Origin of the sequence: Pseudonocardia yuanmonensis (assembly GCF_039542425.1) — a bacterium.
GTDB lineage: Bacteria > Actinomycetota > Actinomycetes > Mycobacteriales > Pseudonocardiaceae > Pseudonocardia > Pseudonocardia yuanmonensis.
Genome location: NZ_BAABIC010000016.1, coordinates 1 through 21030 on the forward strand (window position 1 = coordinate 1; position 21030 = coordinate 21030).

Annotated in this window: 21 protein-coding genes; 10 read left to right on the forward strand and 11 right to left on the reverse strand. The window is 69.2% G+C overall.

Annotated features, from left to right (window positions below):
- On the forward strand, positions 1 to 671 hold a 671-nt coding region (locus ABD990_RS22185; RefSeq protein WP_425569638.1), incomplete at its 5' end, for a hydroxymethylbilane synthase.
- A 16-nt stretch (positions 672 to 687) separates the two neighbouring features.
- Here ABD990_RS22185 and gdhA read toward each other — a convergent pair.
- Positions 688 to 2025, reverse strand: coding sequence for an NADP-specific glutamate dehydrogenase (gene gdhA / locus ABD990_RS22190; protein ID WP_345382651.1), 1338 nt, complete (start codon positions 2023 to 2025; stop codon positions 688 to 690).
- Between the two features lie 117 nt (positions 2026 to 2142).
- Entirely contained in the window at positions 2143 to 2613 is a 471-nt protein-coding gene (locus ABD990_RS22195; protein WP_345382652.1) for a MarR family winged helix-turn-helix transcriptional regulator, read from the reverse strand.
- Positions 2614 to 2696: 83 nt separating this feature from the next.
- Here ABD990_RS22195 and ABD990_RS22200 point away from each other — a divergent pair, with 83 nt between their 5' ends.
- Together ABD990_RS22200 and ABD990_RS22205 are read left to right on the forward strand one after the other, a co-directional pair.
- Positions 2697 to 2972: a DUF3040 domain-containing protein gene (locus ABD990_RS22200; RefSeq protein WP_345382653.1), complete on the forward strand. Its 276-nt coding sequence runs from the start codon at positions 2697 to 2699 to the stop codon at positions 2970 to 2972.
- Positions 2969 to 3793, forward strand: a complete 825-nt coding sequence (locus tag ABD990_RS22205; RefSeq protein WP_345382654.1) for a slipin family protein — start codon at positions 2969 to 2971, stop codon at positions 3791 to 3793. The genes ABD990_RS22200 and ABD990_RS22205 overlap by 4 nt, the downstream gene beginning before the upstream one ends.
- Positions 3794 to 4035: 242 nt before the next feature.
- Here the strand turns inward: ABD990_RS22205 and ABD990_RS22210 are convergent, their stop codons facing one another.
- The gene (locus ABD990_RS22210) at positions 4036 to 4269 is read right to left on the reverse strand and encodes a hypothetical protein (RefSeq protein ID WP_345382655.1); all 234 of its coding nucleotides are present in this window, start codon (positions 4267 to 4269) and stop codon (positions 4036 to 4038) included.
- A 312-nt stretch (positions 4270 to 4581) separates the two neighbouring features.
- Between ABD990_RS22210 and ABD990_RS22215 the strand changes: the two genes are divergently transcribed.
- Positions 4582 to 5262: a trimeric intracellular cation channel family protein gene (locus ABD990_RS22215; RefSeq protein WP_345382656.1), complete on the forward strand. Its 681-nt coding sequence runs from the start codon at positions 4582 to 4584 to the stop codon at positions 5260 to 5262.
- Position 5263: 1 nt separating this feature from the next.
- Here ABD990_RS22215 and ABD990_RS22220 read toward each other — a convergent pair whose 3' ends face one another.
- Positions 5264 to 6517, reverse strand: a complete 1254-nt coding sequence (locus tag ABD990_RS22220) for an amidohydrolase (protein ID WP_345382657.1) — start codon at positions 6515 to 6517, stop codon at positions 5264 to 5266.
- A 1019-nt stretch (positions 6518 to 7536) separates the two neighbouring features.
- The gene (ctaD, locus tag ABD990_RS22225) at positions 7537 to 9291 is read right to left on the reverse strand and encodes an aa3-type cytochrome oxidase subunit I (protein ID WP_345382658.1); all 1755 of its coding nucleotides are present in this window, start codon (positions 9289 to 9291) and stop codon (positions 7537 to 7539) included.
- 134 nt (positions 9292 to 9425) lie between these two features.
- Here ctaD and ABD990_RS22230 point away from each other — a divergent pair, with 134 nt between their 5' ends.
- Complete coding sequence (locus ABD990_RS22230) at positions 9426 to 10103, forward strand: TetR/AcrR family transcriptional regulator (RefSeq protein WP_345382659.1); 678 nt, start codon at positions 9426 to 9428, stop codon at positions 10101 to 10103.
- Positions 10104 to 10327: 224 nt separating this feature from the next.
- Here the strand turns inward: ABD990_RS22230 and ABD990_RS22235 are convergent, their stop codons facing one another.
- From ABD990_RS22235 to ABD990_RS22245, 3 genes are all read right to left on the reverse strand, one after another.
- Complete coding sequence (locus ABD990_RS22235) at positions 10328 to 10780, reverse strand: hypothetical protein (RefSeq protein ID WP_345382660.1); 453 nt, start codon at positions 10778 to 10780, stop codon at positions 10328 to 10330.
- Positions 10781 to 10933: 153 nt separating this feature from the next.
- Positions 10934 to 12112: a TerC family protein gene (locus ABD990_RS22240; RefSeq protein ID WP_345382661.1), complete on the reverse strand. Its 1179-nt coding sequence runs from the start codon at positions 12110 to 12112 to the stop codon at positions 10934 to 10936.
- 216 nt (positions 12113 to 12328) lie between these two features.
- Positions 12329 to 12808, reverse strand: a complete 480-nt coding sequence (locus ABD990_RS22245) for a general stress protein (protein ID WP_345382662.1) — start codon at positions 12806 to 12808, stop codon at positions 12329 to 12331.
- 95 nt (positions 12809 to 12903) lie between these two features.
- On the opposite strand from ABD990_RS22245, the gene ABD990_RS22250 reads away from it, so the two are divergent.
- Positions 12904 to 13434, forward strand: coding sequence for a MarR family winged helix-turn-helix transcriptional regulator (locus ABD990_RS22250; RefSeq protein WP_345382663.1), 531 nt, complete (start codon positions 12904 to 12906; stop codon positions 13432 to 13434).
- On the opposite strand, the gene ABD990_RS22255 is transcribed toward ABD990_RS22250, so the two are convergent.
- From ABD990_RS22255 to ABD990_RS22265, 3 genes are all read right to left on the reverse strand, one after another.
- On the reverse strand, positions 13358 to 13945 hold the full coding sequence (locus ABD990_RS22255) for an IS110 family transposase (RefSeq protein ID WP_345382664.1): 588 nt from the start codon (positions 13943 to 13945) through the stop codon (positions 13358 to 13360). The two genes, ABD990_RS22250 and ABD990_RS22255, sit on opposite strands and share 77 nt — an antisense overlap.
- A 5-nt stretch (positions 13946 to 13950) precedes the next feature.
- On the reverse strand, positions 13951 to 14178 hold the full coding sequence (locus ABD990_RS22260; protein ID WP_345382665.1) for a hypothetical protein: 228 nt from the start codon (positions 14176 to 14178) through the stop codon (positions 13951 to 13953).
- A 344-nt stretch (positions 14179 to 14522) separates the two neighbouring features.
- Complete coding sequence (locus ABD990_RS22265) at positions 14523 to 15002, reverse strand: MarR family winged helix-turn-helix transcriptional regulator (RefSeq protein ID WP_345382666.1); 480 nt, start codon at positions 15000 to 15002, stop codon at positions 14523 to 14525.
- A gap of 337 nt (positions 15003 to 15339) precedes the next feature.
- On the opposite strand from ABD990_RS22265, the gene ABD990_RS22270 reads away from it, so the two are divergent.
- The 4 genes from ABD990_RS22270 (at position 15340) to ABD990_RS22285 (ending at position 21030) form a co-directional block, all read left to right on the forward strand.
- Positions 15340 to 17196, forward strand: a complete 1857-nt coding sequence (locus ABD990_RS22270; protein ID WP_345382667.1) for an FAD-dependent oxidoreductase — start codon at positions 15340 to 15342, stop codon at positions 17194 to 17196.
- A gap of 755 nt (positions 17197 to 17951) precedes the next feature.
- The gene (locus tag ABD990_RS22275) at positions 17952 to 18413 is read left to right on the forward strand and encodes an aldehyde dehydrogenase family protein (RefSeq protein ID WP_345382668.1); all 462 of its coding nucleotides are present in this window, start codon (positions 17952 to 17954) and stop codon (positions 18411 to 18413) included.
- 192 nt (positions 18414 to 18605) lie between these two features.
- Entirely contained in the window at positions 18606 to 19319 is a 714-nt protein-coding gene (locus tag ABD990_RS22280) for a GntR family transcriptional regulator (RefSeq protein WP_345382669.1), read from the forward strand.
- Between the two features lie 457 nt (positions 19320 to 19776).
- Positions 19777 to 21030, forward strand: coding sequence for an MFS transporter (locus ABD990_RS22285; protein ID WP_345382670.1), 1254 nt, complete (start codon positions 19777 to 19779; stop codon positions 21028 to 21030).

Consider the following 21030-nt stretch of genomic DNA (forward strand, 5'->3'; position numbering starts at 1 on the left):
GCGAGGACCCGCGCGACGCGCTGGTGGCCCGGGAGGGCCGGGTGCTCGGCGAGCTGTCCGCCGGGTCGCGGATCGGCACCGGCTCGCCGCGGCGGGCCGTGCAGCTGCACGCGCTCGGGCTGGGGCTCGAGGTCGTCCCGATCCGGGGCAACGTGGACACCCGGATCGGCAAGGTGGCCTCGGGTGAGCTCGACGGCGTCGTCGTCGCCGCCGCGGGGTTGCGCAGGCTCGGTCGCGTGGGGGAGGCCAGCGAGCTACTCGACCCCCTGCAGATGCTGCCCGCCCCCGCACAGGGCGCACTGGCGATCGAGTGCCGGGCGGAGGACGAGGAGCTGGCCCGGTTCCTCGCCGCGACGCTCGACGACGCGGGCGTGCGCGCCGCGGTCACCGCCGAGCGCGCGGTGCTCGCCGCCCTCGAGGCCGGCTGCAGCGCACCGGTGGCCGCGCACGCGGACGTCGTCGAGGACCTCGACGACGCCGGCCGCGTGGTGGAGCGGCTGTCGCTGCGCGCGGTCGTGGGGATCGGGGAGGTGAGCGACGGCGCACTGCTGCGTGCGTCCGCCACCGCACCCCTGGCCGATGGCGCGATGGATACGGCCAACGCGCTCGGGGCTGCTGTCGCCCGCGAGCTCCTCGAGCCCGTCCCCGCCAGCCCGCCACGGGAGCGGTGATCGGAGGAGTCGGCGCTCAGATCAGGCCCAGGGCGAGCATCGCCTCGGCCACCCGGGCGTAGCCGGCGATGTTCGCCCCGGCGACGTAGTTCCCGGGGGCTCCGTACTCCTCCGCGGTCCGATGGCACCGCGCATGAATATCGATCATGATGTCGCGCAGCCGGGCCTCGGAGTGCTCGAAGGTCCAGGAGTCCCGGGAGGCGTTCTGCTGCATCTCCAGTGCCGAGGCGGCCACCCCGCCCGCGTTGGCGGCTTTGCCCGGGCCGAACGCGACCCCGGCCTCCTGAAGCACCCGCACCGCGTCGGGCGTGGTGGGCATGTTGGCGCCCTCGCCGACGGCCAGGCAGCCGTTGCGCACCAGCGCGGCCGCCCCGGTGGCGTCGAGCTCGTTCTGGGTGGCCGAGGGCAGCGCCACCTGACACGGCACCTCCCAGATCGAGCCGCCCCCGACGAAGGTGGCGCTCGACGCCTTGTCGGCGTAGGCGCTGATCCGCTCCCGGCGCACCTCCTTGACGTCCTTGAGCAGCTCCAGGTCGACGCCGTTCCGGTCGTGGACGAACCCGCACGAGTCGGAACAGGCCACGACCCGCCCGCCGAGCTCGTGGACCTTCTCGATGGTGTAGATCGCGACGTTGCCCGAGCCGGAGACCACGACGTCCTTGCCCTCGAAGGACTGGCCGCGAACCCGCAGCATCTGCTCGACGAAGAACGCGCTGCCGTATCCGGTGGCCTCCCGGCGCACCTGGGCGCCGCCGTAGATCAGGCCCTTGCCCGTCAGTACCCCGGACTCGTAGCGGTTGGTGATGCGCTTGTACTGACCGAACAGGTAGCCGAGCTCGCGCCCGCCCACGCCCATGTCACCGGCCGGCACGTCGGTGTACTCGCCGATGTGGCGGTAGAGCTCGAGCATGAAGCTCTGGCAGAACCGCATGACCTCGCGGTCCGAGCGGCCGCGCGGGTCGAAGTCCGAGCCGCCCTTCCCGCCGCCGATCGGCAGCCCGGTCAGCGCGTTCTTGAACACCTGCTCGAAGCCGAGGAACTTCACCGTGCCCAGCAGCACGGACGGATGAAACCGCAGCCCGCCCTTGTACGGGCCCAGCGCGCTGTTGAACTCGACCCGGAACCCGCGGTTGATGTGGATTCGGCCGTCGTCGTCCTCCCACGGCACCCGGAAGATGATCTGCCGCTCCGGCTCGCAGATTCGCTCGACGATCCTGGCGTCGGCGTACTCGGGGTGCTTGTCCACCGCCGGGCCGATGCTGTCGAGCACCTCACGGACGGCCTGGTGGAACTCCGTCTCGCCGGGGTTGCGGGACAACACCCGCTCGTAGATCGATTCCAGTGCCTCGTGCATGCCGTACCGTCCGTACCCTTCCACCCGCTATGCCGCGTTTGCCGGCCCCTGCATCCTGACCGGTGACCCGGCCTGGGCTGCGCACCGGGGTGGGAACCGACTGCCCGGCGATCCGCGCTACTGCTGGTTCTGCCAGTTCGGCACCGAGAGCACAGTGCCCATCCGGTCGAGCTCGAGCCGGTGCAGCCAGCTGAGCCGACCGAGGACCTCCTGACCGACGCCGGTCAGTTCCACCCGCACCACGCGCGCGTCCTCGGGATCCTGGCTACGGGTCACCAGCCGCTGGGCCTGAGCGCGATTGATCAACTCGACCGTGCTGTGATGGCGCAGCTGCAGCCGCTCCGCCAGCTCGCCGACCGTGGCCCACTCCCGCCCGGGAAAGCCCTTGAGGGCGAGTAGCAGTTGGTACTGCTGGGGCGTCAGTCCATGATCGCGCACGGTCTCCTCGCTGAAGCGCAGGTACCGGCGGATGCCGAAGCGGAAGCGGGCCAGGGCTTCGAAGTCCTGCTTCGTCAGTCCGCTCGCCGGCCCCTGCCCCGCTGCCTGCGGCAGCTCGGCCGGAGCGGAACCCTCGGCGTCGGTCGTCACCCCAGAATCAGACCACGCGACGGCTCCCACACGGTGATTCTATCGTGTTACGATACAAAATGTCCGTTCCGGGAGGTGGGGACATGGTCGACGACGACGACTGGCGGGTCCTGCGTGATGTCGAGCGCGAGCTCGCCCAGGATGCGAAGCTGGCTCGGGCGTTCGAGCAACACGAGCGTGCCCAGCGCACACAGCCATACCGTCGTGGGGCGCGAATCGCCTTGCTGAGCGCCCTGTCCGTCGGGTTGCTGCTCGTCGCCCTCGGTACGCCGATCGGTGCAGTGGCCGCCATGGCCACGTCCGGCCTGATCTGGTTGGCCTGGCGTTACCCGGACAGCACGAGCTGGGACCAGCGATGACTCTGCTGTGGATACTGATCGCGGCAGCTGGCCTTGTCCTGCTCGTCGCCGGCACCAGCCTCCGCGTCGTACAGGAGTACGAGCGCGGGGTCGTCTTCCGGTTCGGCCGTGTCCGACCGGGAACGACGGGGCCGGGGCTTGCCCTGCTAGCGCCGGTCGCGGACCGCATGCAGAAGGTCAGCATGCAGGTCGTGACCCTGCCCATCCCGGCCCAGGACGGGATCACCAGCGACAACGTCACCGTCCGGGTCGACGCCGTCGTCTACTACCGGGTGGTCGACCCGGTGCGGGTGGCCGTCGACGTCCAGGACTACGGCTCGGCGATCCTGCAGGTGGCGCAGGCCTCGCTGCGCTCGATCATCGGCAAGAGCGAGCTCGACGACCTGCTGTCCAACCGCGAGCGGCTCAACCAGGGCCTCGAGCTGATGATCGACAACCCGGCGGTCGGCTGGGGCGTGCACATCGACCGCGTGGAGATCAAGGACGTGGTGCTGCCGGAGTCGATGAAGCGGTCGATGTCGCGGCAGGCCGAGGCCGAGCGCGAGCGCCGGTCCCGGGTGATCACGGCCGAGGGCGAGCTGCAGGCGTCGCAGCAGCTCGCCGAGGCGGCCCAGGTGATGGCCGCCAATCCCGCCGCGCTGCAGCTGCGGCTGCTGCAGACCGTCGTCGAGGTGGCCGCGGAGAAGAACTCCACGCTGGTCCTGCCCTTCCCCGTCGAGCTGCTGCGGTTCCTGGAGCGCTCGACCCCCTCGGGCGGGCCGCTCACGACGCAGAACGGCAGCTCTGAACCCGTCGACGGACATCCCGAGCACGCAGGGTGAAGCGCAGCGGTCCGAGCTGGCCCCGTGTCCGCTGCGGCGAACCGGTCGCTGTCGAGCGGGGCCCGACCAGCGCGCCCCCGTCAGGAATGGCGGCGAGAGCCTGGCGCAGCCCAGCGACCGTCGCAACGGCGGCCTCGCTGTCGGCCGGATCGGCGAGTACGGCGTCGAGCTGCACCCGCCCGTCCATGACCTGCCCCGACTCGCGTTCGACGGATACGATCCCTGGTACGGCGCGGTGTCGATCACGCGATCCTGGAGCCCGCGTCGATGAGGACGATGGCCGACGAGCCAGTGCCGCCGGGGAAGCGCCGGCTCAGCGTGGCCTGGCCCTGCACGAAGTCGACCGCGGACTTGTCCACGAAGTAGAAGTCTGACTGCGCGACCCCGGAAGCCTGGAACTGCGGCGAACGCGGGAAGTGCGCCGAGCGCGACGGCAGTAGTGATCCACAGTCGCCCAGGTCGACGGCCGACGGCATCCGAGACTCGTGCCCACAGCCCGCCCGACGCCTCCCCGGTGCCCAGGCGTGGACGGACGGACCAGAACGCGGCCGCCCGGATAGCAGCAGGGCGGCGGGCAGGAACGTCAGGCAGGCGAGAACGGCTGCGAAACGGCGGACATCAGCTTCACCATCGAGGTGCTCGATGGACGGGACAGGTCTCCTGTCCCAGGCCCACCCCCACAGGACCCGCGGCCGTGCCTACTTCCGCATCGCAGCGCGAGCCGGGGCCACGCTCGGGCGGTCGCGCACGGGTCAGCGAGGGCGCGGAGGTGCTGTTAGGAAGACGGCGTGACGCCGCCGGAGCCACCGCTGTTGCTCGCGCTGGATCTGACCGGCACGTTCGTGTTCGGCCTGAACGGCGCGCTGACCGCCGTGCGGGCGGCCCGGCTCGACATCGTCGGTGTCCTCGCGCTCGCAGTGATTACGGCACTGGGCGGGGGAATCACGCGTGACGTACTGATCGGAGCGGTCCCGCCGGCCGCCTTCAGCGACTGGCGCTACCTGGCCCTGGCCCTGGGCGGCGGGCTCGTCGCATTCGCGCTGAGTCGGCGGCTGGAACGGCTGGAGACGCCGATCGTCGTGTTGGACGCGGTCGGGTTGAGCGTGTTCGCGGTGATCGGCGCCGCCAAGGCATTCGAGTTTGGCCTCGGGATCGGGCCGGCGATCCTGCTCGGGGTGATCACCGCGGTGGGCGGCGGCACGATCCGCGACACCCTGGTCCGGCAGATCCCCTCGGTGCTGCACTCGGACCTGTACGCGATCCCGGCGCTCCTCGCGGCCGCGCTGACCGCCGCTGCCGTGCGTACCGGGACCTACGGGCTGCCCACGGCGCTCGGCGCCGCCGCGATTTGCTTCGCCGTCCGGATGATCGGAGTCCGGTTCCGGCTCAACGCGCCCGGCCCGCCCGGCGGCGACCACCCCGACGACCACCCCGCCAGCCCCCGGGACGACGACCAGGACGATGGGTGAGTCAGCGCCCCAGCCAAGCCATTGCGGCGACGACGAGGGCTTGGGTGCCGGTGTCGAGGGTGGGCTGGATGACCGGGGCGAAGCCGGGGGAGTGGTTCACCGGGATGTCCTGGGCCACCCGGCCCGCCTCCTGCGCCCGCCGGTAGGTCTGCGGGTCGACACCCCCGATGCCCCAGTAGGTATAGGGAACGCCCAGGGCCGCAGGAATGTCGCTGAAGTCCTCGCTGGCAGTCTGCTGCTCCAGAGGTCCGGCGCGGTCGCCGAAGAACTCGGCGAACGCGGCGGCCGCCCGGTCTGTCACGGCCGCGTCGTTCGTGGTGAGCGGGAACCGGTCGAACAGCTCGAACTCCGGTTCGCGTGGGCAGTCCGAGGCCTGGCATTCGGCGGCCACGATGCGGAGTATCGCGTCCAGAATCGTGGCCCGGGTGGCGTCGCTGTAGGTGCGGACGTTGAGCTTGATCACGGCACGGTCCGGGATGACGTTGCTCTTGCTGCCTGCCCGCAGGGAGCCCACGGTCAGCACCGCAGTCTCCCCGGGCGGGGTCTCCCGCGAGACGATCGTCTGCAGCCGGATCACGATCATGGCCGCGAGCACCACGGGATCGACCGCGGCGTGGGGCATCGACCCGTGCGCGCCGCGTCTGTGAACGGTGATCCGCATGCTGTCCGCGGCGGAGAGCACCGGGCCGGCCAGGGTGCCCACCTGCCCGGCCGGTAGTGGCAGCACGTGCTGGGCCAGCGCCACGTCCGGGGTCGGGATCCGCGAGGCGAGCCCGTCGTCGAGCATGCTGCGGGCTCCGTCGCCGGTCTCCTCGGCCGGCTGGAACAACGCCACCAGCGTTCCGTGCCAGGACTCGCGACCGTCGGCGAGCAGCTGGGCGGCGCCGAGCAGGCAGCTTACGTGCACGTCGTGACCGCACGCGTGGGCCACGGGCACCTGGTCGCCCGCAGCGTCGGTCGTGGTGACGGTGCTGGCGTAGGGCAGCGAGGTGTCCTCCCGCACCGGGAGCGCGTCCATGTCGGCGCGCAACAGCACCGTCGGCCCGGTGGTGCCGTTGCCCAACACACCCACCACGCCGGTGCCGCCCAGACCGTCGTGTACCTCGTAGCAGGCCTGCCGCAGCCGCTTGCTCACCCGCTCCGCTGTGCGCCGTTCCTGATATGACAACTCCGGATGGGCGTGCAGGTTCTTGTAGAACTCCTCCTGCCAGACGTGCACCTGATCCAGCCCGGACAGCACCGTCGACGTCGTCATGGCGGCATCGTGGCCCTCGTCGGCCGCGAGCGCCCGACATGACGGCTCGGGACGACCTTGGGACGACCTTGCCTAACGCCTCCGGCATGCGTCACCAGGTGCTGTCGAAGGGGGCAGCGGGAGGCGGACTTCCGTTGAGCTCCCGACGTGTGCGGCCGCGGGCAGGAGAACCCGGTGAAGCTCGCAGAAGGCTGAGGGTATGGATGAGGAGCATGCCGAGCGAGACCGGTCGTGGGAGCTGGGCGGGAATCCTGCGATGCTCGCCGAGGCCCCGACGATCCTGCGGGCGCGGTGGGCGGAGTTCGATCGGGACAGTCCCTTGTCCGTCCAGTTGGTCTACAACGATCTCGGCGATCGCGCCGTAGGGCACGGCGAGGACGACGATCTCGCCGCTGATGGCTTGTCGGTGTCGGGCCTGCCGAGCTGCTCGACGGCATTGCCCCCTTGGCGACGACGCCAGCGATGGCCTGTCCCATGTTGCCCGTACCGATGATGCTCACGAGCGCCACGAGGATCGCTACTTCAGTACAAATGGTGCCTTCGACCATTCGACGCTTTCTCAGGGACGGGGCCACGCCCGGCGCAGGAGTTCCCCGAGCCCGGCTGCTCTCCTTCGGCGCCCAGCGGACCTGCGGCTGGGCGTGTCGGCCTATCCGGTGGGACGCCGGGAGCGCCGGACGACGGTGACGAAGGCGATCGAAAGCACAAGAAGGCGAGGGCGACACCAAAGCCCAGAGCCACCCCGCCCACCAGCGTGGCCTCGGCGACGATTCCACACAAGATCAGGACGCCGAGCCCCCCGGCGATCCGGGCCAGCCGGCGCTCGCCCGGCTCGGGGGCGGCAACCTGCCGTTCTCCGGTGTTTCCGTGGTGGGCCGGGTCCGATGGCAGACATCAGTCCGGGCCGTGCAGTTGATGCTCGAGGTGGGCGAGTATGGATCGTTCCCGTCGGGTCAGTGGACGCGCCCTGTGGGCATCGAGGGCTGTGTCGCGCCCTGGCCGCCGCCCGGTGTGCCGGGTCATCGCGAACGGGGGTCGTCGTCGGGCTGGGTCTCCCGCGAGACGCCCTGGGCCGCGACCTCGGACGGCGCCGGGTGCCCGCCGACGTGCGCCTCGGCGCGGGCCCGCTCCACCAGGTGCGGGTAGTGCAGCTCGAAGGCCGGGCGCTCGGAGCGGATCCGGGGCAGCTCGGTGAAGTTGTGCCGCGGCGGCGGGCAGCTGGTGGCCCACTCGAGCGAGTTGCCGTGGCCCCACGGGTCGTCGACCGTGACCACGCGGCCGTAGCGGTAGCTGCGGAACACGTTCCAGATGAACGGCAGCACGGACGCGCCGAGCACGAACGATCCGACCGAGCTGATCATGTTGAGCGTGGTGAAACCGTCGGTGTCGAGGTAGTCGACGTACCTGCGTGGCATGCCCTCGTTTCCCAGCCAGTGCTGGACCAGGAAGGTGGTGTGGAAGCCGATGAAGGTCAGCCAGAAGTGCAGCCTACCGAGCCGCTCGTCGAGCATCCGGCCGGTCATCTTCGGGAACCAGAAGTAGATGCCTCCGTAGACGCCGAACACGATCGAACCGAACAGCACGTAGTGGAAGTGCGCCACCACGAAGTACGTGTCGGAGACGTGGAAGTCGATCGGTGGGGAGGCCAGCAGCACGCCGGTCAGGCCGCCGAAGAGGAATGTCGCGAGGAAGCCGATCGAGAACAGCATCGGCGTCTCGAACGTGAGCTTGCCCTTCCACATCGTGCCGATCCAGTTGACGAACTTGATTCCCGTCGGGATCGCGATCAGGAAGGTCGTGAAGGAGAAGAAGGCGAGCAGGACCGCCCCGGTCGCGTACATGTGGTGTGCCCACACGGCGCTGGAGAGCATCGCGATGGCGATCGTGGCGAACACGAGGGTCTTGTAGCCGAAGATCGGCTTGCGCGCGAACACCGGGATGATCTCCGACATGATCCCGAAGAACGGCAGCAGCACGATGTAGACCTCGGGATGGCCGAAGAACCAGAACATGTGCTGCCACAGGATCGCCCCGCCGTTGGCCGGGTCGAACACATGCCCGCCGAGGTGGCGGTCGACCGCAAGCCCCAACAGGCCAGCGGTCAAGATCGGAAAAGCGATCAGGATCAGCAGCGCGGTGATGAAGATGTTCCAGGTGAAGATCGGCATCCGGAACATCGTCATGCCCGGAGCCCGCATGCAGACGATCGTGGTGATGAAGTTGACGGCGCCGAGGATCGTGCCCAGACCGGCGACCGCCAGGCCCATGATCCATACATCCGCACCCGCGCCCGGCGAACGGACCGCGTCGGACAGCGGGGTGTAGGCGAACCAGCCGAAGTCCGCGGCGCCGCCGGGGGTGAGGAACCCGGACAGCACGATCAGCCCGCCAAACAGGAACAGCCAGTAGGAGAAGGCGTTCAATCGCGGGAACGCGACGTCCGGGGCGCCGATCTGCAGCGGGACGATGTAGTTCGCGAAGCCGAAGATGATGGGTGTTGCGTAGAGCAGCAGCATGATCGTGCCGTGCATGGTGAACAGCTGGTTGTACTGCTCGCTCGACAGGAACTGCTGCCCGGGCCGGGCCAGCTCCGCGCGGATCAGCAGCGCCATCGCCCCGCCGGCCATGAAGAAGCCGAACGACGTGACCAGGTAGAGGATCGCGATGTCCTTGGGGTCCGTCGTGCGCAGCATCTTCAGGAACGTGGACCCCTTACCGGTCCGACGTGTCGGGTACGGGCGGGTGGCGGTCGGTTTCGGCTCGACAGCAGTCATGCCTTCGCTCCGTCTAGTGGGGGTTGCAGGCAAGCAAGCAAGGGTTTCAGGTAAGCGGGTCTAGCGTCACCGGGGACTAGACATCTGTCAACCTTGCTATTGACGGGCGTCAACTGGGGCATAGTGTGAGTCGCATGAGCGAGGCGCCCATCGGAACCGCTGAAGAAGACGCCTCCGGGGCAGAGGTCGCCTCCGGGACGTCGTCCCTGTCGTCCACCCGTGAGCGGATCCTCTACTCGGCGGTCGAACTGCTCACCGCCAGCGGTGCCGCGCATGTCACGGTCTCCGGGGTGGCGCGGGCCAGCGGAGTCTCTCGGCAGGGCGTGTATCTCCACTTCCCGTCCCGTGCCAGTTTGCTCTCGGCCCTGGTGCGACACCTCGATGACTCCCTCGGCTTCACCGCTGCGGTCGAGCAGGCGCGCCGACTGCCTCCAGTGGAGGCGTTCACCGCGCTCCTGCACGCCTGGTGCGACCACTTGCCGCGCATCTACCCCGTCGCAGTCCACTTACTCCGCGCCGGACGGGACGAAAACGACGCCGTCGCCGAGCGGCTCAGCGGGCTTCACACCGCCCTGCACGCCGCCCTCTTCCGTGTTCAGGACAACGGCACCCTCGCTGCGGCGTGGACCGTCGACGCCGCCGCGGACTGGGCCTGGACCCTCAGCCACGTCACCGCATGGCAGCACCTGGTCGAGGAACGCGGCTGGTCGCCCGAGGCCTTCCGCGCCCAGTTGCTCCAGACCCTCGCCCACCAGCTGCTGGTTCCGATCGAAACCGCCGCACAGCAGGGGCCAGCTAGGCCAGCTCCCTGAGCAGGTGTGCCGTACCGCCGCTCCGGGTCCTGGTCGGTCGCAGCCTTTCGCCGGTCGAGCAACGCCCGCCGACACGGTCGCACGCGGCCCTCGCCACGGGTTGGCCCTGGCCCGAGGATTCCGTGTTCGACTGCTAAGGGGAGACCCGTCCTCGTCCGAGGCAGGGCAGTGTTCGCGGCGGCGTGTGTCGTCATCGACCTCCTCGCCCGGCCGATCGCTCGAGCTCAGGGCCGGGCAGATCGGGTGGCGCCCGGCTCTTCCAGGACGCCTGCGAGTTGCTCGATGCTCACGCGAATGGCTCGTGTGCGGTGCTCGCCCAGTGCCAGGACCAGCGCCTCGGCCAGCCGGATGCGGATGGCTACGACCTGTTGCACGACGATCCGCCCCCGTTCGGTGATGTGCAGCATCCGCGCTGTGGACGCGCCGCTCGCCGCGGGATGGTGATGGCGGCCCACGAGAGCGCGCTGCAGCAGTGTCTGCACGGTGGCAGCCGCAGCAGCCTCCGGCTGGCGGGTGGCGCGAGCGACCGCGCGTGCATGATCTGCACCCTCGGAGACCGCGAGCAAAGCCTCCAGCTCACCAAGCCGCAGTCCCGTCATCGCCTCGATCCGCCACAGCATGCCAGTTGGCCTGATGAGCCGATCGAGTTGATCGGCCAGCTCGAGGACGTCGCTCACGCCCACGACGCTGTGCACTGCGTGGAGCTCGAGCTCCCCTCGGGGTGACTGCACGAACATGCTCCCTTCTCCGGCTGGCCTTGCCCGTTCTCGCTCTCGGTCCTGCAAAGCACCGCTTCATGCGGTGTTGAAGATGGTTTCGTTGCCGCCCCGTCACGGAGCGAAGGTGGAGCCGTGTTCGGCGTGAACGCGGTGAAGCAGGGACATCAGCTCCCGCTCGTCGCGGATCCGCGCGCGGTACTTCTCCGGCAGCGCGCGGATCTTCGCTTGCTCGGCGAGGAGCTTGCCGAAGGTGTCCTCCCGGCGGGCCGGGTCCTCCGCCCCGTCGAGATAGTCGGTCGCGTGCCGGCGAGCGGCGGACACCGCCTTCTGCGCCTTGCCCCTGGCGCTGGTCAGCGAGGCGAGCACGGTGATGGCAAGAACTCCGACGATCACACTGAGGGACAGCCCGGTGCTGATCTCGACGACGTCGACGGGTTGACCGTCGTTGAGGAACGGAACGTTGTTCTCGTGCAAGGCATGCAGGACCAGCTTGACGCCGATGAAACCCAGGATCGCGGCGAGGCCGTAGCTGAGGTAGATCAGCCGGTCGAGGAGCCCGTCGATGAGGAAGTAGAGCTGGCGGAGCCCGAGCAGGGAGAACGCGGTGGCGGTGAAGACCAGGTAGACGTTCTGCGTCAGCCCGAAGATCGCCGGAATGGAGTCGAGCGCGAACAGGATGTCGGTCCCGCCGATCGCGACCATGACCAGCAGCATCGGGGTCATGACCCGCTTGCCGTTCTCCACGGTGAACAGCTTGTCCCGGTCGTAGCGCTCGGAGGTGTGGAAGACCCGCCGGGCGACCCGGACCACGACGTTCTCGCCGCCGTCGTCCCGCGAGGCGGGCCTGACCAGGTTGATCGCTGTGACCAGTAGGATCAGGCCGAACAGGTAGAAGGCCCAGGCGAACGAGTTGATCAGCGCGGCGCCGAGAAAGATGAACCCGGTCCGGGCGATCAGGGAGAACACGATGCCGAACAGCAGGACCTTCTGCTGGTCGGCCCGCGGCACCTTGAAGCTCGCCATAATGATCAGGAACACGAAGAGGTTGTCGACCGACAACGCCTTCTCGGTGACGTAGCCGGCGAAGTACTCGGCGCCCATCGTGCCGCCGCCGAAGGCCGTGACGGCGACACCGAACAGGATCGCGATCCCGACGTAGAGGGCCGACCAGACGGCCGCCTCGCGCAGGCTGGGGACATGCGCCTTGCGTACGTGGAAGACGTAGTCGAAGGCGAGCAGGGCGACAATCCCGACGATCGTCACCGCCCACACGGACCCCGGCACGGCCATGAGGTACTCCCGTCAGCTTGGGCCCGGCCAGGTCAGGCCGGGGGCATCGCGCCGCTGACACACGAGGCGGCCACGATGGGTGGAGGTAGGAACCGGAGGCTGAGCCGACTGGGAAGATGCATCCTGGACATTCGCCCAGCGTCGACCGCCCCAGCCCACCGTGATCAACGGACGACCGCAGTCAGCGGCATCGACCGCCGCCAGGACGGTCGGATATCAGGCAATTCCGGCGACGCGAGCGGCCTCGTCGAGGCAGCCGGACTCGACCTCCACGGCGTAGCGGGCCGCCTCGAGGTTCTCGACGCTGGCGAAGTCGCGTTGCCCGTGATTGGCCCACTGCGCGACGAACCCGAATGCCGCGCCCCAGAGCCCACCGAGCACGAGGCCACCGAAGAGAGCTGCCACCACCCCGGTCTCCGATCCGAGCGTGAGCAGGCCGAACAGCAGGCCCACCAGTAGACCGAACCAGGCGCCGCCTGCAGCTCCGGCGGCAGCGGCGCGACCCTTCGTCAGCCGCCCGGTGACCTGCTCGACGGTCCTGATCCCGGTACCGACGATCCGCACCACCCCGACCGGGAAGCCTCGATCCGCGAGCCGGTCGACCAGCTCCTGAGCCTGCCCGTAGCTGTCGAACTCCCGCAGTACCTGCGAGCCAGTGCGCGCAGGGCGCTGGTCGTGGCTGTAGGTGGCGCTCATGTGGTGTCCTCTCGTCATCTCGCTTGCCTTTCACCTGGCCCAACGGGATGGAAAGTTGGGTTGTTCCATCCATATACTGTGAGTAGGCTCGCGGGATGGTCGAGGAGACGACGCAGCGGGCGAAGCCGGACGAGCCGGAAGAGGTCGGGAAGCGGGTGCTCGCCGGGGTGACACAGATTGTGCGGTGGGCGACCCGCGGCGACGTGCGTCGCCGGCTGCTCGGTGCGTCCGGGCGGGAACTGTCAGTGGTGGAGGTGGATCTGCTGCGCACCGTTGCGGCGCACGGGCCGATGCGGGTCTCGGAGCTCGCCGAGGCCAAGGGCGTGGACAAGTCGACCGTCGTCCCACCGGTCAAGCGTCTTGAGGAGCGTGGGGTGCTCGAGCGCAGACCCGATCCTCGCGACCGGCGCGGTGTCCTTCTGGTCGCCACCGCCCGTGGGCGCCGGGTGCGGCGGGACATGGACGCGGTGGGCGCCGCGGTCTTCGACGAGATCCTTCACAGTTGGCCGGCTGAGGACCGCCGAACCCTCGCGGCGCTTCTTGAACGCTTCACACGGGACCTGGCCGAACGGCCGACCGGGCGCAGCCCCGCCACATCTTCAGCGGACGCTGAGCTCGACCTCTAACCGCCGCGCGCTGGCTGGGCGCTCGGTCCGGTGAAGGTGGCTGGTGGTCGCGACCCGGGAGCTGGGCGATGATCCCGACCAGCAGCCGGATCTGGGTGGTGGCGACGGTGGCATAGGCCGACTCCAGCACGGGCGGCTGGCGCAGCGCCGGAGCCCGCAACACCGACTGGATCCGTTCGGCGCGGGCCTCGACATCACGACGACGGGCCCGCTTCAAGATCCCGACGATCTTCGACTGGGACAGCCGGGCCGCCCGATCCGGGTCCGGGGCCCGCTCCAGCAACTCCAACGCGTCCGGATCGGTCAGCTCGAGCTTCTCCGCGGCGAGCGCGTCCAGGGCCGCGGGGAAGTACTCGCGCAACGCCGCCCGCAGCCGCTGGGCGTGCCGGGTCCGGTCCCAGACCAGCGTCTGGCGGGTTCGGGCGATCATCTTCAGCCGCTCCACCTGCGCGCTGTCCCCGGCGACCGGCCGGTGGTGGTCCAGGTCAAGGCGCACGATCTCGGCCAGCACGTGCGTCACCCGGGTCGGACTTCGCCCCCGCGGTGGAGTGGCGCTCCCAGTAACGGGTTACCGACATCGGGTTGATGGCGAACCTGGTAGCCGGCCGCGGCCAGCGCGGTGACCCACGGGCCGCGGTCGGTCTCGATTCCGACCACCACCGCCCCCGCGGCGAGCGTCCCGGACTCCGGGTCGACCGCGTCGTCGTCGAGGTGCTCGGCGATCAACTCGTGCAGCCGGGCCATCCCAGCCATGCCCTCGGGCAACCGGGCCCGGCCCAACCGTTTCCCGGTCTTGGTCGAGGATCTCCACGTCGTGGTGGTCCTCGACCCAGTCATCGCCCACGAACAGCGCCATCCGGCCTCCCCGGTCCACTGCCACGGCCTTCTGCGACGGCAGCGTGGAGAAGACCCCCGCGCTGTAACTAAGGAGGGCACGAGCCACGTCACTGTGAATCGGAGGGCCAGCGTCGCCGCTGGTTGAACAACGCACGGACATGCAAACCGGGCGATCGGCGTTTCCACCAGGCAAGGGTGGGTCTTTCCGCCGCGGCGCTCGCCGGTCAGGGTCATGTGCGTCGTCCCAGCGCTCATGCAGGGCGGCGGTCTGAGCGTTCTAGGGTCGCGACGAGTCGGCGCGCTACCTGCGCGGCGGCCTTCAACTCGTCGTCTGTCCAATCGGCGAGGACTTTCTCGTAGAGCGAGCGGGCTGTCTGCTTCGTTCGTCGATGGCGCGCAGCCCCTGCGCGCGTGGCGCTGACAAGGACCGCCCGGCCGTCCCGCGGGTCGGCGTCGCGGTCGACCAGTCCCAAGATCTCCAGCCGCCGGACTTGGGTGGTCATCGTGGAGCGGTCGACCTCCTGCCAGTCGGCCAGCTCGGACAGCCGGACGGGTCCGGTATCGGTGATCCGGCCCAACAACCAGGCATCGGTCCAGGAGAGGTTCGGTTCCGCGTCCGCAAGCATCGAGCGCTTGACGTCGCTGCGCGTGAACCACCGCACCAACATCGGCACGGCTCGTTCGAGCGCGCCGGCGGCGTCAGCAGCGGGCCCGGGCGCTCCTCGATCCATGCGGCGAGACTACCGTCACTACTTTGATTGGATTAGTCCAACCATCTTGTTGGTTGCACACAGTGAAGCCCGCCAATCGAAGGAGTGCGAGATGACCGTGACACTCACTGCCTCACGCACCGCCCCACGTGTGGCAGGAGAGGGACGCCCGCGTTCAGAGCTGCCGGCTTCTCCCGCGCACCCGAAGCGCCGCGTCGACGCCGCGACGACTGTGCCGGACATCGTCGACATCTGGGGGCACGACTCCTTCCCGGCCAGCGACGCGCCTGCCAACTGGTAGCGCCCGACGACCCAGCGCGGCGACCGCCGTAATGCACCCAACTCAGAGGAGGAAGACATGACCAACAGTTCCAACCAGTTCCCCGGCTCCATCGGCAGGGTGCCAGAGGAGGGCATCCCGACCGAGGTGGACGTCGTCATCGTCGGGTCCGGCGGCGCCGGCCTGATGGCGGCGCTCACCGCCGCCAAGGAGGGCGCCCGCGTCCTCGTCCTGGAGTCCCGCGAGCTCGTCGGCGGCGCCACTGGCATCTCCGCGGGTGCTGCATGGATTCCTGACCATGGCTTCTCGACCAAGGAGCTGAAGATCGAGGACGATCTGGACCAGGCTCGGCGCTACATCTTCGGCCAGGGCCGCGACGAGGTCCTCGACCACGCCATGATCGAGAAGTTCCTGGAGACCGGCCCCCATGTCGCCCGCTACATCGAGGAGCACACCGCCTTCGGCTGGATCCCGACGATCTGGCCGGACTACCGCTCGGACATCGACGGCGCCTCCATCGGGAGGGCGCTGTTCCCCGGCCCGTACTCCCCCCGGGGACTGGGCGAGGCCGCGAAGTTTGTGCGGCCGGCCCTGACCACCGGCATGGCGAAGAACCCACTCCCGTTCTGGCTCCTCGGCGGCATGGGCATCGACGAAGCATGGCTGGCCGGCCCGGCGCTTGTGGGAGCGCTGCTCGAAGCCGGTCTGCGCAACGGTGTAGACTTCCGCGTCGAGGCACCCGCCGTCCGGCTCATCACCGACGAGTCGGGAGTACGCGGAGTCGTTGTACGCGCCCACGGGACCGAGCACTCGGTGCACACCACCGGGGGCGTCCTGCTGGCCAGCGGTGGCTTCGAGAGCTCGACCGAGCTGACCACGGCCCATCTCGACGCACCCTTCGGCACCCAGGTCTCCCCCAAGGGGCACGACGGCATCGCCGTCCAGCTTGCCGAGGAAGTGGGTGCCGACCTGACCGGTATGCAGGACGCCTGGTGGATGCCGGGGGTGCAGCTGCCCGGCGAGGAGCTGGAGGGACGACCGCTCAGCCGCGTCTTCCTCGGCGAGCGCGCGCTACCCCACAGCATCATGGTCAACAGCAAGGGTGCGCGCTTCGCCAACGAGGCGCTGGCCTACGACCAGTTCGGCGCGATCATGCGCGAGGTCGACCCCGAAACCGGGGCCATGCCCAACGCGACCGCGTGGCTGATCTTCGACCAGAACTACTGGAACAAGTTCGGCATCTTCGGCATCACCCCGGGCGGCGAGGTGCCCGACTACCTCCACCGTGCCGACACTCTCGCCGAGCTGGCGGCGGACATCGGCGTCGACGAGATGGGACTGCTCCGCACCGTCGACCGGTTCAACCCCGAGGCCCGCCGGGCGCGCGACCCGCAGTTCCACCGCGGCGAGACCCTGTTCGACCGCTACTTCGGCGCGTTCTACCCGCGGCTGGGCAGATACTCTCCCGACGCGCGGTTCCCCGCTGCCACCGCGAAGGCCCGGCAACGGATCGCCGCGGCGATCGGCCCGGTCGTGAACAAGCTCGCCGGATGGGCAGCGAGGAAGGACAAGCCCGAACAACTCCGTTCGGTCGTCGTCGGGCCGTTGGGCAGGATCATCCGCCCGGTGCTCAAGAGTCCGAGGTCCAGCGTCCTGGCGCCGGTCGACACCGCGCCCTACTACGCCCTGAAGGTCGAGGCCAGCGCCCTGGGCACCGTGGGCGGTCCCAGGACCGATGCGCACGGGCGAGCACTGGACACCGACGGCAACGTCATCGCGGGCCTCTACGCCGCGGGCAACGCCGGAGGCGCCCCCACCAAGGGCTTCTACGGTGGCGCCGGAGGAACGATCTCCCTCGGGCTGGTCTTCGGCCACCTCGCTGGGCTGGAGGCGGCACGTCACAAGAACTACGCGACCCAGCAGAAGGCAGCCTGATCATCGCTCCCCGACCTCGATCGCCACCTCGGCGGTCAAGGTCGGGGAGACCCCACCTCCCCAGTTCAGGGAGCGCGTGTTCTGCTGACGACGGAGCAGGCGGCACGCACCGATCTCCATCCGAGCTACGACTGCTGTGGCCAGCGGTAATGATCAGATCTCTCGATCGAGACCGAACTGCGTCATAGGCCTGCGATCTCATGACACCACTCATGACACGAAATTCCGTTCAAGGGCGCTGCCAATGGGGCTGGAGAGGCTGTCGGCGCCAGCCTTGTTGCTGGTAGAAGGCCCGAGAGGGAGGTAGTGCGCGCTTTACACCCGAGCGGTCGCAGGTTCGATCCCTGCCGCGCCCACCCTTTGACCAGGAGAAACGTCTACCCGACACGCTCAACTCGAGTGTGTCATGACACGGGCGTGACACGAAATGGCGTCGAACGGTGCCGCCCTCAGGGGCTGGAGAGGGATCTCCCGTCAGCACTGCCGCTTCTAGGAGGTCAGGGAGGGGAGTAGTGCGCGTGTACCGCCCTGTACTTCCCGTTGGCGGACGTCGCAACCTGCACGTGATGTCGGGATGCGTCCTGGCTCGCTCCGAAGCGATGAGCTGATCGTCGCAAACGATCTCCACCATCCGATGGGACGTGATCCGTTCATGCACGGCAGAGCGTGAACGTCCGGGAGTCCGTCCCGAGCGCCGCGACCGGCGCCGGGGACCCGCTGGCGGAGACGACCCAGGTCGGTCCGCTGGTCTCCGCGTGCAGCGGGACCGGGTCGAGGGCTACATCGCCAAGGGCAAGGCCGAGGGTGCTCGGCTGACCGTCGGCGGCGGACGCGCGGACGGCCTCGACCACGGCTGGTTCATGCAGCCGACCGTGTTCGCCGATATGGACAACAAGCACACGATCGCCCAGGAAGAGATCTTCGGTCCGGTGCTATCGGTGATTCCGTACGCCGACGAGGACCAGGCGGTCGCGCTCGCCAACGACAGCGACTTCGACTTCGGCCTCGGCGGCTCGGTCTGGACCCGCGACGGCGAGCGGGGCGAGGCCTTGGCCCGCCGCGTCGTGTCCGGCACGATCGGGATCAACGGCTACGTCAACGACCCGACCGCGCCCTTCGGTGGGGTCAAGACCAGCGGAATCGGCCGCGAGCTCGGCCCGGAGGGCCTGCACGGCTACCAGGTGCTTAAGACGATCTACCTCGACGCCTCGTCCTAACCTGCTGAGTCGGGCATGGTCCCCGTCGTCTGCGTGACGGGGGATCGCGCACGCGCAGACCCCTGTGCCCGTCCGAGGACGCCGCCACGTCCCTCTCGTACGAAAGCTTGGCGGCGACGGCCTTGAGGAGTGTCGACCTTGCGTCATCGCACCATCACTGTCGGCGACTGGGTGGCTCGGTAGGATCGGCGCGTGGGTCGGACGGGCAAGGAGCAGCTGCGCGGCAACGTCGCGAGCGCGATCCGGGACCAGATCATGGCCCGCACCGTGCAGCCGGGCGAGCCCCTGCGACTCGGGCAGTTGGCGGAGCAGCTCGGAGTGAGTGTGACGCCGGTTCGAGAGGCGCTGCTGCTGCTGACCCAGGACGGTTGGGTGACCCACGAGCCGAACCGGGGCTTCCGGGTGTCGGCGGTCCGCCGTAAGGACGTCGAGGACACCTATCTGATGTGGGGCACCGCCGAAGGGGAGCTCGCGGCACGTGCCGCCACCCGGGCCACGGCCCGGGACGTGGACGAGCTGCGAAAGCTGGACGCGCAGATCCGCGGCGCAGACCCGGCCGACGGGCACCTGGCCACCTCGCTGAACTCGGCGCTGCACCACTACGTGTCGGTGATCGCGGACGCCCCCAAGCTGGAGTGGTTCGCCGAGGCGGCGAGCAGGCTCGTCCCCCTGCAGTTCCCGGAGAACTTCCACGTCGTGCCGGGTTGGTCCGAGGTGAATCGCACCCAGCACACCCCTCTGATCGACGCCATCGCCGCCGGGGACGTCGACCAGGCACGCCTGCTGGCCAAGGAGCACTTCATGGGCACGGGCGATCTGCTCATGCAGTGGCTGGACTCTTTGGACTTCTGGGGCGAGCCGGACGCGCCGCAGACCCCTCGGGGTCCAGGCCGGCTCGCCGGCTGACCCGCCGGGAGCAGACCGGAATCGAGCGCCCGAGCGCCCCGCCGAGGGTCCGATCGGTGCCGAGGCGTGCATCTCCTCGGGTCGCGGGGCGCTCACCGCCGCCCAGGGTGTGCCGATGACACGGCCTGATGCGCGGCTGAGTCGACGAGCTCGCCCCGATGACTGTCGAGATCGCGAGGCCGCGCTTCCACCAGTCAGCACACGTGCAGGCGAGGGCCGCGTGCGCAGGGGCATGGGCGGACGTCGAGCTTGCCACATCGTCACGTAGGCACCCAGGTCACAGGCTCTGGACAGTGCGCCGGGTTGAACGTATATTCTTCTGCACAAGAATATACGATCGGGTAGTCGCCCGATCGTGCTCCCACCACGGAGGTCGACGGTGACCGACTCGCAGATCGCTGCCCGCAGTGCCGACGGCACTCCGGCAGTCGATCCATCGCAGCAATCCAGCCGCCGCATGCGGAACCGAGTGCTCCTGTCGAGCTTCTTCGGTTCCGTGATCGAGTGGTACGACTTCTATCTGTTCGGCATCGCGTCCGCGGCAGTGTTCAACCAGCTGTTCTTCCCGGAGTTCAGCTCCACTGCGGGCACGCTGGCTTCGTTCGCCACCCTGGCCGCGGGCTTCATCGCCCGGCCTATCGGCGGCGTCATCTGGGGCCACTTCGGCGACCGTGTGGGCCGCAAGGGCATGCTCGTGCTGTCCATCGTGCTGATGGGCGTGTCCACCACGGTCGTGGGTCTGTTGCCCACATACGCGACGATCGGCATCGCCGCGCCGCTGCTCCTGGTGCTGATGCGCCTGATCCAGGGCGTCTCCGCAGGTGGTGAGTGGGGCGGCGCCGTGCTGATGACGATGGAGCACGCGCCCAAGCGCCGCGGGCTGTCCAGCTCGGTGGCGCAGATGGGTCTCTACGGCGGCATCCTATTGGCCAACGGTGTGTTCGCGCTGGCCTCGGCGCTCACCGGAGACGCCTTCCTCGACTGGGGTTGGCGGATCCCCTTCCTGATCTCGGCCGTGCTCGTGGTCATCGGCCTGTGGATCCGGCTCGGCGTCCAGGAAAGCCCGATCTTCAAGCAGGCCCGCGAGCAGGCGCAGCAGGCCGAGGCGCCGAAGGTGCCCCTGGTTGAGGTGCTGCGCCACCCGAAGAACCTGCTGCTGTCGATCGCGCTGGTGCTGGGTGCGTTCGCGGCGAGCGCGGTGTACGGCACCTGGATCGTCAGCTACGGCATCCAGGACGGCTTCCCCCGGGCGGACATCCTCAACGCCGTGCTCATCTCCGCGGCGATCGGCCTGGTGTTCCAGCCGGTCTTCGCCTACCTGTCCGACCTGTGGGGCCGCAGGCTCGTCGTCGGGGTCGGCGCGGTGCTGCAGGCGCTCAGCATCCCGGTCATGTTCGCTCTGATGGACACGGGCAGCGTCGGGGCGATGTATCTGGGCATCTCGCTGGCGGCGTTCACCCATGCCATCGTCTACAGCCCGCTCGGGGCGTGGCTCGGCGAGCTGTTCCCCACGACCCAGCGCTACACCGGAGCCTCCCTCGGCTATCAGATCGCCGGCACCGTCGGCGGCGGCTTCGCCCCACTCATCTGCGCGTCCATCCTGGCCGCGACCGGTGGGACGACCGGGATCTCCCTGTTCATCGGCGCCACCTGCCTGCTCACGGTCGTCGCGGTGTTCTTCGCCGCCGAGACCAGCCGCAGCGCCCTGTAA